Annotated in this window: 13 protein-coding genes; 9 read left to right on the forward strand and 4 right to left on the reverse strand. The window is 52.4% G+C overall.

Features of this window, described 5'->3' with window-relative positions:
- Positions 1 to 124: 124 nt before the first annotated feature.
- The 8 genes from KA369_12245 to KA369_12280 all read left to right on the forward strand — a co-directional run bounded on the left by KA369_12245 (position 125) and on the right by KA369_12280 (position 8,727).
- On the forward strand, positions 125 to 1,849 hold the full coding sequence (locus KA369_12245) for a DUF342 domain-containing protein (protein ID MBP7736737.1): 1,725 nt from the start codon (positions 125 to 127) through the stop codon (positions 1,847 to 1,849).
- A gap of 109 nt (positions 1,850 to 1,958) precedes the next feature.
- Positions 1,959 to 2,150, forward strand: a complete 192-nt coding sequence (gene tatA / locus KA369_12250) for a twin-arginine translocase TatA/TatE family subunit (protein ID MBP7736738.1) — start codon at positions 1,959 to 1,961, stop codon at positions 2,148 to 2,150.
- A gap of 186 nt (positions 2,151 to 2,336) precedes the next feature.
- On the forward strand, positions 2,337 to 3,215 hold the full coding sequence (locus KA369_12255) for an NAD(P)-dependent oxidoreductase (protein MBP7736739.1): 879 nt from the start codon (positions 2,337 to 2,339) through the stop codon (positions 3,213 to 3,215).
- 15 nt (positions 3,216 to 3,230) lie between these two features.
- Entirely contained in the window at positions 3,231 to 3,734 is a 504-nt protein-coding gene (locus KA369_12260; GenBank protein ID MBP7736740.1) for an Lrp/AsnC family transcriptional regulator, read from the forward strand.
- A gap of 63 nt (positions 3,735 to 3,797) precedes the next feature.
- Positions 3,798 to 4,496 (forward strand): endonuclease, encoded by a 699-nt coding sequence (locus KA369_12265; GenBank protein MBP7736741.1) that lies wholly within the window; start codon positions 3,798 to 3,800, stop codon positions 4,494 to 4,496.
- Positions 4,497 to 4,748: 252 nt separating this feature from the next.
- Positions 4,749 to 6,386, forward strand: a complete 1,638-nt coding sequence (gene pgi / locus KA369_12270) for a glucose-6-phosphate isomerase (protein ID MBP7736742.1) — start codon at positions 4,749 to 4,751, stop codon at positions 6,384 to 6,386.
- On the forward strand, positions 6,376 to 7,314 hold the full coding sequence (locus KA369_12275) for a serine/threonine-protein phosphatase (GenBank protein MBP7736743.1): 939 nt from the start codon (positions 6,376 to 6,378) through the stop codon (positions 7,312 to 7,314). The genes pgi and KA369_12275 overlap by 11 nt, the downstream gene beginning before the upstream one ends.
- An 81-nt stretch (positions 7,315 to 7,395) precedes the next feature.
- Entirely contained in the window at positions 7,396 to 8,727 is a 1,332-nt protein-coding gene (locus tag KA369_12280) for a citrate synthase (protein ID MBP7736744.1), read from the forward strand.
- A 48-nt stretch (positions 8,728 to 8,775) separates the two neighbouring features.
- On the opposite strand, the gene KA369_12285 is transcribed toward KA369_12280, so the two are convergent.
- The 4 genes from KA369_12285 to KA369_12300 all read right to left on the reverse strand — a co-directional run bounded on the left by KA369_12285 (position 8,776) and on the right by KA369_12300 (position 13,741).
- A complete protein-coding gene (locus KA369_12285; GenBank protein MBP7736745.1) occupies positions 8,776 to 10,806 on the reverse strand; it encodes a sulfatase-like hydrolase/transferase in 2,031 nt (676 codons plus the stop codon).
- A 141-nt stretch (positions 10,807 to 10,947) separates the two neighbouring features.
- The gene (locus KA369_12290) at positions 10,948 to 11,883 is read right to left on the reverse strand and encodes a class I SAM-dependent methyltransferase (GenBank protein ID MBP7736746.1); all 936 of its coding nucleotides are present in this window, start codon (positions 11,881 to 11,883) and stop codon (positions 10,948 to 10,950) included.
- Entirely contained in the window at positions 11,880 to 12,521 is a 642-nt protein-coding gene (locus tag KA369_12295; GenBank protein MBP7736747.1) for a methyltransferase domain-containing protein, read from the reverse strand. Before KA369_12295 ends, KA369_12290 begins: the two co-directional genes overlap by 4 nt.
- Positions 12,522 to 12,523: 2 nt before the next feature.
- Positions 12,524 to 13,741 carry an ATP-grasp domain-containing protein gene (locus tag KA369_12300; GenBank protein ID MBP7736748.1) on the reverse strand — a complete coding sequence of 406 codons (1,218 nt, stop codon included), beginning with the start codon at positions 13,739 to 13,741 and terminating at the stop codon, positions 12,524 to 12,526.
- 836 nt (positions 13,742 to 14,577) lie between these two features.
- Between KA369_12300 and KA369_12305 the strand changes: the two genes are divergently transcribed.
- A complete protein-coding gene (locus tag KA369_12305) occupies positions 14,578 to 15,099 on the forward strand; it encodes a UvrB/UvrC motif-containing protein (GenBank protein ID MBP7736749.1) in 522 nt (173 codons plus the stop codon).
- Positions 15,100 to 15,109 lie beyond the last annotated feature (10 nt).

Raw genomic sequence — 15,109 nt, forward strand, 5'->3', positions numbered from 1 at the left:
GCCTTTATCAGAATAAAGTCGGTAAAGACGGCTATTTTTAATCAAAATATTGATTCTAATTCTCAATTTTTATTACATTTGTTACGAAAATAGTAATAATAGAGAGGGTAAGGTATCTTTATTCATGAAAAAAATTTTATTCTATTTTGACCCGACAGTCAAGAAGGTATTAAGCGAAGTTGAATCCGAGGGCGGTGAGAAAAAAGGGGTCCTTTCATCGCCGCATAATTTCGTCTTCACTTCCGAGATCGTCGCCAGGATTATCAATATAGATAATGACGACCAGATCCCGACCCGACTCGATCCGGGGTATAATTACTATACTACCCAGGATTATTCCTCCATTAAAGCGGATTCCGGCATTTATTTTGATGAAGCTGCCGGCGCCTACAAGGCTTCCGAGTACGGCTTCGTGGTGCTGGATGGAGGGAAATTACGGTTGATTTCCCCCCTTGTCATCAGCAAGGACAAGCTCAGGGCGTTTTTTTATGTGTATCCGACGAAATTCGGCAGGGTGCCTTCATATGCAGACATTGAAGAAATCATGCACCAGTACCGGATCCTTGCCCGCATCGATCAGAACAGGATACTGGAGCAGCTTCAGTCGATTGATGTCAACAAACCACAATTGACAAAGATACTCATTGCCCAGGGGAAAGAACCGGTCAACGGCCATGAGGAGTATTATCTGCCCATCATTCATTTACAGAAAAAGGCCGGCGAATTGAAATCGGACGGAAGCATCGATTTCAAGGAGGTCGGATTCATCGTTGAAGTCAAGAAGGGACAGGACGTGCTCCGCCGGATACCGAAGGCAAAGGCTGTCGACGGTTACAATGTATTCGGCGACAAGGCCCTGGGCGAAAGCGAGAAAAAGGACGGTTACAACAAGGGGGCCAATCTCGAGCCGGGGAAAGGCGATGAGAATATCTTCGTTTCGTCCATAGACGGGTGCGTCGATGTGGACGGCAGAACGATATCGGTGCTGCCCATTGTTCATATCAACGGCGACATCAATTACGAGACGGGAAACATAGATTTCGACGGGTCGGTCCACATCGGGGGATCGGTGCTGCCGGGCTTTTCGGTGAAGGCCCGCGGGGACGTCATCATAGAAAAGAACGTCGATGACGCCCTGATCGAAGCGCATGGCGATATTACGGTCAAGATGGGCGTCGTGGGCAAGGAGCACGTAAAGCTTGTCGCCAATGGCAAGGTGTCGGCCAAGTATCTGTTGAACGCCAAGGTTGAGGCGGTCGGCGACATCATCGTCGATGATTCGATCATCAATTGTGACGTGTTTTCCAATTCGAAGATCACCGTCGTCGCGAAACAGGGGAAGATTATTGGGGGAAAGACCACGGCGTTGTACGAGATCATGGTGAACGTGTCCGGCTCGCCCAATGAAACGGAAACCCACCTGAGGGTCGGAAGGAACCTTTTCATTGAAAAAGAGCTGGCGGACATACACAAGGAAATAACCAAGTGGCGCGAGGCCGTCAATGAGTCGATCAGGGAGATAAAGGGAAGCTTCGGAGAAACGGTATTTGAGAATCCCAAGGAGTTCATAGCCAAGCTTCCGGCGGTTAAGCAGAAGAAATGCCTGATTCTCCTCAAGGAGTTGAGCAATAACAACAAGGAATTAAAAAGCCTGATCGAACAGAGCAAGGAAGTCCAGGATAAGCTGAAACTGGATCGCGAGCCGTACATCATTATTAAAAACAAGGCCTATCCGAACACGATCATAAGCGTAAAAAAGAGCATCAAGCGGATCGATAGTCCCATCGATAACGTAAAATACTATGAGGATCCCGAAGAGAAGATAATCCGCTTCAGCCCTGCTTTGTAATACCCTATTGCGGCAACATTTGCCCGCGGCGGCAGAATTTAATTTGACAAAAGTCTTCATTCATTTTTAATGACTTAAATTTTATGGGAGGTAATCCATGAATACGGGAATGCAGCTGGCCATTATACCCAATGTCGGTCCCTGGGAACTCGCTTTAATTCTCCTGATCGTCCTGATCATATTCGGCGCCAATAAACTGCCCAAAATCGCGAAAGACCTCGGCAGCGGTATCCGGGAGTTCAAAAAATCGATATCCGGTGAAGCGGAAAAAAAAGACGACGATACGAAGGAATCCAAGTAGAATAAGCCCTTCTCGCCACATGATTCGGCGGGATCTGACGATCGAGCATCGATCAAATCCGATCATGGCGCTGATCATTTAAGATTTGACAAAACGATTGACGTACCGACAGAATCGATAATTAACTGACATGGCGGTTGTATTATACCGCCATTTGTTTTTATGACGACAGGCGGTGCCCAATCCATGATTTTAATCCTCAATCCTACCCATAACCGCCATTCCCCGGGACCATCCATACACGCAGTTCTGCAGGAATTGTCATCGTCGTTCATGGTCTCCATGAGCGACGGGGATTTCGCCAGCCGCGATTCACTTCTCGGTCTCCTTCGGGAGTACCGGCCGAAAATAGCGATCAATTGCATCGAATACGACGATTGTGACGCGGCGGAATATGAGCGGGAACGTGCCTATGCCATAAACGGCTTCTCTCTGAAAAACCTGTCGGACCTGTGCCGGGAACAGGATGTCATGCTGATTCACCTGAGCACATCCCTTGTCTTTAACGGGTCCGGTCCAACTCCCTGCGGGGAGGACGATGATCCCTGCCCGGATACGGTGTACGGCGATTCTAAGCTCCTGGGCGAGCGGTTTATAGCGCAATCCGGTTGCCGTCACCTGATCATACGCGTCACGGACATGTTCGGAGAGCATATCCCCTTTTTCAGCGGGCGGCTGGCAGCCATGGACGGCGATAGCTCTCTCCGGGTGATCCGGGGGCAGGTTGTCGCGCCAGCCTATTCCGCCGACCTGGCCAGGGCGGTACTGGAGCTGGCAGGCAGGGGGTGCGAAGGGCTGTACCATTTTTCACAGGGAAGTCCCGTTGCTACCGCGGACTTCATGGCACGGGCGGCGGAGCTTTTTTTACGGCATGGCGTCACGGATAAAAAATATGCTGTTGAGGCTATCGAAAAAGAGGATTTTCTTGCGCCCTGCGATCGGCCCGACTATAATGTCCTCGATGCCGGTAAACTGGCCCGGGCCGCCGGGGGCCATATCCGGTCATGGGATGGGGCGCTGGAAGAGTATGTCGCGAAGAACGTGACCTCGATTGTTCTATCATGAAAAGGAGTCATACCGATGAAACCATACAAGACAGATGAAATCGGCGAAGAGATTCTCGAAATACTGTACAAGGATGCGAAAGCCGAGATCGCGGATATCGCCAAACAGGTGAATATCCCAGAAGAGAGCGTGAAAAAATATATAAAGAAATTCGAAAGCGATAAAATTATCCTCGGGTACCATACCGATATCAACTGGCAGCGGATCCGCCTCCACGATGTCAAGGCCCTTATCGAGGTTAAGGTGATCCCGGAGCGGAAAGTCGGGTTCGATTCCGTGGCTGAGGCAATTTACCGCTATCCGGAAGTTACCTCGGTCTATCTGCTCTCGGGAGGGTACGATCTCCTCGTGCAGGTGGAGGGAGACAATCTGCGGGAGGTGGCGCTTTTCGTTTCGGAGAAGCTGGCGACGATAAATGGAGTCCAATCCACAGTGTCCCACTTTTTACTGAAAAAATACAAGGAAGACGGCGTCATCCTTGTTGACCAGGGCGATTCCAAGCGCCTTCCGGTCTCGTAGGGGGACGGGACGGCGCGGCTGTTCACGCGCGGGAACCCGCATTCTTTCATCTGAAGCAGGAACATGAATAACATTCGAACCGTTTATAAACGGCTCCTCGCGTTCCATGGCCCCCAGGGATGGTGGCCCATCGTCAATGAATCGACCCTCCGGAGCGAGTACCACCTCGGCGCCCCCCGCGATGGGAGCGACTTTTTCGAGATATCCATAGGCGCGATTCTCACGCAGAACATAGCCTGGAAAAACGTTGATACCGCCCTGGCGGCATTGAAAAGCCGAGGCATGCTGGACCCGCAATCTCTGCGAAATCTGAAACTTATAACCCTTGCTAAGATCATCAGGCCTACGGGTTATTACAACCAGAAGGCGAAAAAGATCAGGAACTTTCTGGACTTCTACAAACGATATGATTATGATCACCGGGCCCTGGGCCGTTGTAACATCCATGACCTGAGAAAAGGGCTGCTTTCCGTCAACGGCATCGGGCCTGAAACGGCGGACTCGATCCTCCTGTATGCCCTGAACATGAAAATCTTCGTCGTCGACGCCTATACCAGGCGGATATTCACCCGCCTCGGAGTCTTGACCGGCAAGGAAACCTACCACGAGATCCAGGACCTGTTTCACCGGGAATTCAAGGGGAGTGTCCCTGAATATAACGAATACCATGCCCTTATCGTGGCCCACGGAAAGAATTACTGCAAAAAGAAGCCCCTCTGCGACTTATGCTGTATTGCTTCATTGTGTGAGAAGAAGTATTAAATTTTACCCCAGTCCCATGAAAGGAGGCCGCAGTATATTTTTGGGGGTATGGAGCCATGCCGGCGAGTAGGTGACAAGGACGTCGCCGATTCCGCCGAGTCAACAGGATGTTATACGAGGCGGACGAGCGGGATGGCTCCGTACCCCCCACCCATTTACTACTGTGATCCAGAAGGGGCATGTTTTACCATCCATTAAAGTTCTTGACGTTCACCGTGAAATCATGTACAATTCAAATGTTGAGAGAATCCGATGAACAGAAAAAAATTGACTGACATGAATGAATGGAAGGCCCTGGAGAGCCATTATAAGGAGATCAGGGAAATCTCCCTGAAATCGCTCTTCGACTCGGATGCCGGGAGGGCGGAAAAATTCACCATCATCGAAGATGATATCCTCTTTGATTACTCGAAACATCGCATTACCGGAAAGACTATTAACCTGCTTTTAGCCCTCGCCGAAGCCTGCGATCTGAAGGGTGAGATCGAGCGGATGTTCCGTGGCGAAGCAATTAATGCCACTGAGGACCGCGCCGTGCTCCATACGGCCCTGCGGAACCTGTCCGGAGCCCCCGTCATGGTCGACGGAAAGGACGTCATGCCTGGGATCAGGGCGGTACTGGATAAAATGAAGGATTTTTCAGAACGTGTCCGTGACGGCAGGTGGAAGGGCTTTACCGGCAAGCCGATGAGGAACATCGTCAATATCGGCATCGGAGGCTCCGACCTGGGGCCCTCCATGGCTACCGAGGCGTTGAGGTTTTATTCTCAGCGGGACCTCCGGTCGTATTTCGTATCAAATATTGACGGTACCCACATCATGGAGACCCTCCGCGCCTGTGACCCGGCCGAAACGCTCTTCATAGTCGCGTCCAAGACCTTCACCACCCAGGAGACCATGACCAACGCCGAAACCGCCAGGAAATGGATCGTGGAGCGATTATCATCCGAAAAGGCGATCCCCCGTCATTTCGTGGCGCTGTCGACCAACGCAGCTGCCGTGTCCGACTTCGGCATCGACGCAGAGAACATGTTCGAGTTCTGGGACTGGGTCGGGGGGCGTTATTCCCTGGCCTCGGCGATCGGCCTTTCCCTGATGATCGCCATCGGCCCAGAACACTTCATGTCGCTCCTGGGGGGCTTCCATACCGTGGATAATCATTTCAGGAGCGCGCCCTTCGAGCGGAACATCCCGGTCATCATGGCCCTGCTGGGAATATGGTACGGCAACTTCTTCGGAGCGGAGACCCTCGCGGTTTTGCCCTATGATCAGTACCTTCACAGGTTTCCCGCGTATCTTCAGCAGGCTGACATGGAATCGAACGGGAAGAGCGTCGACCGCGAGGGGAGAAGGGTGGATTACATGACCGGCCCGGTCATATGGGGAGAACCGGGCACCAACGGCCAGCACGCTTTTTACCAGCTGATCCACCAGGGAACCAGGCTTGCGCCGGCCGACTTCATAGGTTTCGCCCGGCCGCTCCATGAAGCCGGCGACCATCACCGGAAGCTCGTGGCCAACCTGTTCGCTCAGACCGAGGCCCTGGCCTTCGGCAAGACGGCGGGGGATCTGCGGGGAGAGGGCGTCACGGAGGCCCTTATACCGTACCGCACCTTTGAAGGAAACCGGCCGACCAGCACCATCATGGCTGAACGGCTGACCCCCTCGGCGCTCGGGAAGCTCATCGCCCTGTACGAGCACAAGATTTTCGTCCAGGGCGTCATTTGGGACATCTACTCTTTCGACCAGTGGGGCGTCGAGCTCGGCAAGGCGCTGGCGAAGAATATCCTGCCGGAGCTGGCTACGGGGTATGCGGGCGAATTGCGTCATGACGGCTCCACGAACGCTCTCATACGCTATTACAGGAACAAGCAGCCCGATGGACAGTAACGTACCCGGCGACATTGACGAGTTGCGGAACCTATCCGAGGATGATCGGGAGAAGCTGCGGCAGTTCAATTTGATCAGCGCCGAGGCCAACTTGATCCGTGAAAGGGACAAGATCCTCATACGGGGACTTTTCAGGAATTTCTACAACAAGAAGCTCAATGTCGGGATCGGGTTCCAGCGCGCCTACGGGGCGGTCCTCTCGGGCGATTATTTCGACCTCATCTACCTGCCTGACGGCAACTACCTGTTCATCTTTGCCGACATGAGCGGCCACGGGCTCCCTGCCTATACCACCCTGGTGAGATTCAGGTCGGCCATAACCATGTCGATCACCGACGCCAGGAAGATATACGAACATTCAGGGTCGGTGGACAAGGATTTCTTCGTGAAAAACGTCACCACCAAGTTCACGGACATCATGGAGGAATCCAATTCCCACGATTTTGCGTGCGTCCTCTTTACCTTCATATCCAACGAGGAAGACAAATTTCATCTCACGTTCTACAACCGGAGCATGCTTTTCCCCATCATAGTACGGAAGTTTCAGAAGGACATAGTCGACGTCTATGACCTGAACAAGGAGGAAAAAGGGTGGATTCCCCTCAAGGGGAACCTTCTCAGCAGCGATGTGCGGCTCATCCTGGGGAATTCATACCTCGACTGCCCTTCATGCACCTTCACCCTCTACGAGGGGGATTCGATACTCTATTACAGCGACGGCATCATCGAGGCATACAACAGGGAGTTGCAGTCCGAGGAGTTCGGCGAAAATAGATTAATTGATATCCTCAAGGAAAATATCAATCTTATGCCGCAGCTCGCGGTCCATGAGCTGTTCGCCGCTGTCTACCAGTTCATGGGACGCCCCGAGCTGCAGAAGGACGACATGACGGCGGTCCTGATCGGTTTTCCTCCGGTCCGCCAGTAAAAATGTTGACACTGAATTCCTTCCTCATACCGTGTGTGCAAATCGCGGAGGTGTTGCGCAATGCAAGACATTCTTAAAAAAATAGAAAAACTTACCATACTGAATGATTATCTCACACCTCAGATTATCAAGGATAAGGATGTCAAGCTCGGCCTCAGGAACCCTGACGGAACGGGTGTCGTGGTCGGCATAACCACCAAGGGGCGGGTTGACGGATACCGGAAGGTGCAGCCGGGCGGCGACAAAAAGAGCTATGAAGTCAAGGCGATCCCCGGGAAGCTTTTCTACTGCGGATATGATGTCGAGAAGATAGTCAAGACGATGGAAAAGACAAAGCGCTTCGGCTACGAGGAAGTGGCATACCTTCTCCTGGCCGGGGAATTGCCGAATGCGGCCGATCTGAAAAAATTCACCGAGGAGCTGGGCAGGCGCAGGACCCTTTCAAAGGTGGAGCGGCAGATCATCATGGGAGAGGTGCAGAACGACAACCAGATGTACGCCCTGCACAGCGTTCTCTCGCACCTGGGCCGCTGCGACGAGGAGGCGGATTCCACCGATATCCCCAACGTGTGCCGGCAGAGCATCAACCTGATAGCAAAGTTCCCCACCATAGTCGCGTCAAATTATAATGTGCTGCGGTACAGCAAGGGCTTTGACCTGAAGATCCTGCGTCCCAAGCCGGAGTATTCCATAGCCCAGAACTTTCTTTATCTTCTCCTCGGCGAAAAACCCGATGACGAGGACGCCCATATCTTCGATATCGCCCTGATCCTCCACGCCGAGCATGGAGGCGGTAATAATTCCACCTTCACGGTGCGGTCCGTATCGTCCAGCGGCGCCAATACCTACATGGCTATCGCCGCCGGTATCGCGTCCCTGTCGGGCCACCTCCACGGGGGCGCCAACGAATCGGTCAAGCTGATGATGAAAGACCTGAAAAAATCCATAAGAGACTGGCAAAGCGAGAGGGAGATCAAGGCCTATCTGACGAAGATCCTGGATAAGAAGGCCGGGGACCGGTCCGGAAAGATATACGGGTTCGGGCACGCGGTGTATACCATTTCCGATCCGCGGGCCCTCATCCTCAAGGAATACGCCAGGGAGATGGCGATGAAGCGGGACTACCATGACGAGTATCTCCTGTATGAAAGCGTGGAGAGAATCGCGTCGTCGCTGCTGAACAGCAGGGGCAAGAAAGTCGTCAGCGCCAATGTCGATTATTATTCAGGATTCGTATACGAGATGCTGGGAATCCCCATGGAGCTCTACACGCCGATATTCGCCATGGCCAGGGTCGTCGGGTGGTGCGCCCACCGCATAGAGCAGATCATGCAGGGTAAAATCCTCCGGCCCGCATATATGCAGGTCTACACTGACGAGAAGAAATACAGGGACCTTAAGGCCCGGAAGTAGGGATTCCCGGCTCCGGGCGGTCTGTTATTTCGCGGGGACATCCCTAATCTATTTCTTCAGTATCCGCCGGAAGTATTCTTCTTTATAACTTCTCGCCTTAAGCACGAAGGCGCGGTACCGTTTCGTGATATCGTCATGCCGCGCGGCGATGTTGTTTAATTCTTCTGGATCCTTTCGTATATCGTACAGCTCCTCGATGCCGTCCACGGTTCTCCGTATATATTTCCAATGCTGGTCGACGACTCCCATGAAATCATCCTTCCATGAGGTGTGAAGAAGGGCCAGCTGCTCCCTGTGCCCCGAGAGTATGGATATGCCCTCCTGCTCCGGCGACCGGGCCATGCCGAGGATGTCAAGGATGGTCGGGAGTATGTCGATGTGCCTGGTGATGCCGTCGAAATATTCCGGCGACGGGAATATCTTTTTATTGTAAATCAGGAAAGGCACGTGCACGTTCTCGTTATAGATGAACAGCGGGTGGTTGTAATTCATGCGGTGCTGGTAAAAGGCCTCACCGTGATCGGCAAAGAGGAAGAGGAGGGTGTTGTCCATCAGGTTGTGCCGCTCCATCTCGTCGACGAGCATTCCCAGTGAAACGTCCGAGTAGTAGAGCGAATTGAGGTAATTACACCAGTTCCGCTTCCGGTAATCCTGTTCACCGCCGCCGTTCGCGGCTATCCTGAATTCCTCGCCGGGGATCGCGTAGGGATGATGGGGGTTAACCGGCAGCAGCACCAGCAGGCCGGGACGGCCGGTGTCGCGGCTCAGATATTCGATCGCCGGTTTGACCATCGCCCGTTCGTCGATTCCCCATCCCACCTGCCTGTTGTAGGGCGGGATCCGGGCCAGGTCATTGTATTCCAGGATCGTGTCGAATTTCCTGTTCTGCAAAAATCGCTTCTGGCCGGCGTACCCGAGGCCGCCGGTGTGTATGAGACAGGTGCGGTAATTGCGCCTCTTTAGGAGCTCGGGAAGCGTCTGGAGCCCGATATCGGGGTATTTCTGTATCACCATGTCCTTGGAATTAAGGTCATAGGCTGATGTGAGAACGGACATCAGGGCATTGGCTGACAGGGGATAGTTCGCGTAATGGTTGCGGAGGTTGAGGCTGTTCTTTTCCAGGCGGCGCCAGGTGCCGAGGACCGGGCGGCCGTTAATCTCGATGTCATAATACCTGCGCGGCGTGGATTCAAAAAAGTAGAGTATGATGTTGTATTTCCTGCCCCTGGGGATTATGCTTTGCCTGTCGTAATACCTGTCCGTGACAAGGGAATCCGTATTGAGTCCGAAGGCGAAGGTCGCATTGTTCTTTCCCGGCGTCGCTTCCCGCCCGCCGGCCGTGTCAGGGGCTTCCGTGATCAGGTTGTACACCGGGTTCATTGATAATTCTCTGAGCAGCGAGAGGCGCCGCGCGCTCTCCTGGCCGTTCCGTGAACCCTCTGAACCTCCCGGCGCGTCGGTGAAGAGGGCGATGACAAGGCATGAAAGCGCTATGGCCGGGACGGCCAGTCGCAGTGCCCTGAAGAGGAACAGGTCGGAATTGAACTGGATGAAGTCCTGCAGGTCGGTCTTTTCCTCCCACCGGTAAAGGGCGATATTCATGGCGATCATGCCTGCCGACAGGAGAAGGAAGAGGATGTAGAATTCCGCGGAGAATTCCGCCAGGGCTGAATCCAGCATGTTGCCGAGGCCGGTGAAATGCTCTTTCCCGGCGAAGTTCTTCTGGAATGTCGTTTCATAGACCCTGAAGAATTCCATGCTGAAAAGCAGGAAAAAGATGAAAATGACCGAATAAACGGTCAGCAGGCAGTATCGCAGCTTCCTGAAATATGCCGTAATGTATAAAAGGAAAGCGAGGAAAGACAGGGAAAAGCAGAGGGCGGCGCTGTCATAATGCAATGACGATGATAGATAAGCGCCAAACCCGCCGAGTTTTATATCCGGGTGGATTGACAGGATGTACCGGTAGATCCTGGACCGGTAGAACAGGTACAGCACCATGGCAATGATGCCATGGGCAAGTATCAGGTGCGAAACGGCATTGTAGCGGATCTCAATTGTTTTCCAGAGGTTTTTCATAATCAATCATCGGCATAGAAAATCATGCGCAGCGGCGCAAGGCGCGCATCCATGTATAAAAAGATTAGATGTAGTGCCGGGTCAAGCATTTTGCAAATTGAAAAAGTAGATGGTTGTTTTATATTTTTTTTCCGGCGTTTTTTACTTGAACGCGTACACTACCATGGAGCTGGTGGCTGCACAATCGCGGAAGTGAATTTTGCTGATGAAATGGTACGCCGCTATCCGGACCCAGCAGCGGTAATCCCAGGGCGACGTGAAGGTATACCGGGATTTCTTAAGCTTTGGCAGAAGGCCGAATTCAACGGGATAAAATACTTTTATGCGGCTGAAGCCGGCCCTGGTCAGGGCGCCGGCCAGGTTGCTTTTGCTGAAATAGGAGAGGTGACCCGGCATGAAATAGGCATAATCGCTCCCCTGCATTTTCGCCTGGAGGCCGGCCATGTTGGCGGTTTGAATAAGGAGGACTCCGTCTTTCCGAAGAAGGCGGTGGCACTCCCGGATGGCAAAGAGGGGGTCCGGCAGGTGCTCGATGAGCTCTATCATGGTTATTGCCGAGAAAAAATCATACTTGAAGGGGTGGTCAGCCAGTGTGCCGATATGGATGGCGTCGCCCAGCAGTGACCGGGAATGCCCCCCCGCGTAGGGGGAAAGTTCGATCCCGTGAGGGGCAAAGTGGGGGGCGGCGGCCTTGAGGAGCCCTCCAAATGAGGAACCCACATCGAGAAGGTTCCCCCCGGGTACATGGCGGCGAAGCACCTTGATCCGCTTGTTCCAGACATAGGCAGAGAATCGTTCAGCCTCGCGCTCGTCGTAATAGGAGTATTCCGCCTTTCCGGTGTAATAATCCTCGCCATATAAAGCGCGCACAGCACTGTCGTTGAGGCGCGGATTCATGAACATGAATCCGCATGATCCGCAACGGTCCACGGTAAAGGCGGGCCTGTAACGCTCGATCCGGAAGCGCCGTTCTATGGCGCCGCTTTCGCAGAGGGGGCATTGCGTCACGGCCCCGTTGAACATGGCGTTTTCCTCAATGACTTCCGCTGGGGGCGGGTCGGGGTGTTCCTGCCTCACTTGCGGGCCTCTATGACCCAGTGCGATATGAGGGACGTGATATCGCCCATGAGCGTCCGCTCCATGAGTCCGTAGGTATGGGCGCTGAATATGGAAAAGGCCACCTGAAGCTCTCCCTCGCCGTAAAACGAGGCGGTGGATCCGCTTATGTCGCTCAGGTCGGTGATCCACACGTTGTTGCCCAGGTGCTTGCCGCGCTTCAGGTATGTATCGCGCTCCGACCGGAGGGTGGCGAAGAGATACCCTCCGGATTTCAGGATCCGCAGTATCTCCTCCAGCATTCCCATGAAATGGTACTTGTTGTTGTAATGAAGGGAGCCCCAGGCGATGACGATGTCGGCGCATTCATTTTTCAGTGGAAGGCGTTGATTGTCCCCCTGGATGAGGGCGCCGGGGGCCTGTTTCCCGGACAGCACAAGGGCATTGTAGCTCGTATCGATGCCGATGGCCTCGGGGATGCCCAGGTCGGCCAGGAGCCGGAGGTGCCTGCCGCTCCCGCATCCGAGATCGACCGCCGTAAGCCCGGCCGGTGATTCAAGGAGGGGGTTTTTCCTGAGGAGACGTACCAGGTTCTCATCCGGGTAGAGAAGCGCGGATTTACCGGCGGTGTAATGGCTTTCCCACGATGACGCTTCCACGGTTACTTGATCCGGATGTTGAAATTCGATGACGCCTGTTCCGACAGGGCCAGGGCTTCTTCCCTGGTGGGCGCCGATACCACCACCACGCCTATGCGGTCAAGGTTGGTGACCGGGTCGTCGATGGGCGACCCAATTTCCTTGAAGATGCGGGAGAAAATGGTCCCGGACACGTTCCGCGGCCCCTCGGGGTTGCATGACGCCAGAATTCCCTTCTGGCCGGTTATATATCTGACGACAACGGCGTTTTTTCTTTTCTGGGCCTGAGGCGGCTTGAACCCGCGGCCTGTCATCGATTTTATGGCCTCGCCGATGAGGTTGTAATTGACGCTGGCCGGCACCAGCACGTCGGGAATGAATTCACCCCCGAATTCCGGGACCGCCTCGATGAGAAAGGGCTCTTCGTCCTTGTCGATGACTATCTCCATGATAAGGGGAGACCGCGATATGGAGAACGCCTCGGCGACCTGCTGACCGATGGCCTCGATTTTTTTCCACAGGTGCAGGTGCTTCGATGGCGCGATGTGGAGCAGGTCGATGAAATAGGGCGGATATGACGTCTTCTTGTCGGTGATTTCCACAAGGTGATATCTGCCGTCGTGGATGATGCCTGCCACGATTATTTCATCGCCGGTTATGAATTTTTCAAGGAGGTATTCTTCATCGCTGCGATAATGGGCCGCGCAGATCCTCTTCAGCTCCGCGCTGTCGGACGCCATCCGCACGTTCTTTTTCGCGTGACCGACGTTGGGCTTAATGATCACCGGGAAGCCGCCGGTATTGTTTTTATCCTGCTTGTGCCTGGCATTCTGCTGAATTGTGTACGGTGTCAGTATGTTATGCTCGACGAAATGGGACTTCATCTTCTTTTTATCGATGAAGCTGCCGCTGGCGGCGAAGGGAATGAAGGGTATCTTGAATTTTTCCGTGAGAAAGCTCGTCGTTATGATCGCGGGACCGTATGATTTGGTCATGATGCCGTGGATATCGCCGTCCACCAGGAGCTCGATCAGCTTTTCGTAGATACTATCGTAGTTTTCGACGGATTCCTGGATTTTCAGGTCGCATTGATAAAAGCCAGGCGCATACACGCTGGCATCGACGCCGATAACATGAAATCCCTGTTTTTTCGCCTCATTGATAAGGGGTATCTGGTTTAAGCCGGAACCGATGGAGACAAAGTAGCTTACTTGCTGTGATTTTCTTTTGCCGAAAAGCATGGAATATTTTTGAATGCTTTTAAGATACCGTCAACAAGATTATCTTTTAACAGCTGCAATAATATTCAAATCCGGAACACGGGGACCGCCTGACCAGGTGGTTTGGTATGTACAGGGGCGCCGGTCTTCTTTTTTCTATTCGTATTTTTTCTCCAATGTGAGGTAATGTTATACCATGGCTGTCACGGCTGCGGTGACCTGGCGATTCAACCGGCGGTGATCCCTGAGTTGATGAATGATGTCGTAACTTTTTCTTCTTTATAATCCTAATAGTATTGTAATATTTTAGTAAATTAAAAAATATGGCAAAGAAATATTGGAGTTGTTGCATAACTTGTATAAAATTATTCAATTTGAGACAGTAGACGATGTCGGCGGTGGTGAATTTTATTGATTATTAAGTGCTGTAAAATGCACATTAATTTCATTGGTATTGAAAAAAATATACACTATTTAACATTTGCTAAATTATGGCTTGCATCAAGGTTTGTATAATGATATATTAGACATGACGCAAAATTATGTTTTGGTTCGAAGGAAGACCTCCGAGGGGGGCATTTAAGGGCTCTGTCCCATAGCCTCGGCAAAATGGTTTAGAATCGAAAAAAATCAATTTAGGAATAATATGCCGGGAATTGGTAAAAAAATCATTTTGGTTAACTGTATTACCAGATAATTTAGTATATTAAAATTGTGCTGAACGTAAAGATTTTATAAAGGAGCTTTTCATACCGGTAATCGCTTATAATGATGATGCCTTGTAATATGCCGGGAATCATGCAAGGACGGCGATCAGAACGACCGGTGTTAAGCGTGCAGGTGAGAAATAGTATAATATGTTCTGTGAACGGTGCAAAAATACGGAGGCTACCATCCACCTGACAGAGATTATAAAAGATGTCAAGTCGGAGCTGCATCTGTGCGAGAGTTGCGCGCGTGAGATCGGATTGAATTCGAAGCTTTCGAATTTTTCCCTATCCATCCCTGAAATGCTGTCATTTCTTGATGTGAACGAGGTCGATGAGTACGTCACCGGCGGCGTGTGCAAGAGCTGCGGCCTATCCTTCGTGGATTACAGCAGGGAGAGCAAGCTCGGCTGTCCCGATTGTTATCGATATCTCGGGGAGTCGCTGAAATCGGTCATCGCGGGATATCATGGAGGGGGTAAGCATTCCGGCAAGCATCCGGCCAATCCCGAAGGCATCCAGATCATGACCTACGAGAAGCCGGCTGATTTTATCTACGCGAAAAAATCGATCGAAGAGCTGAAGAGCATGCTGGGACAGGCCGTCAATGACGAGCGCTATGAAGAGGCGGCCCGCCTGCGCGATAAAATACGGGAGCTTGAAGCATCATGATCATGCGGGG

This window comes from Spirochaetota bacterium (genome assembly GCA_017999915.1).
Taxonomy (GTDB): domain Bacteria; phylum Spirochaetota; class UBA4802; order UBA4802; family UBA5550; genus RBG-16-49-21.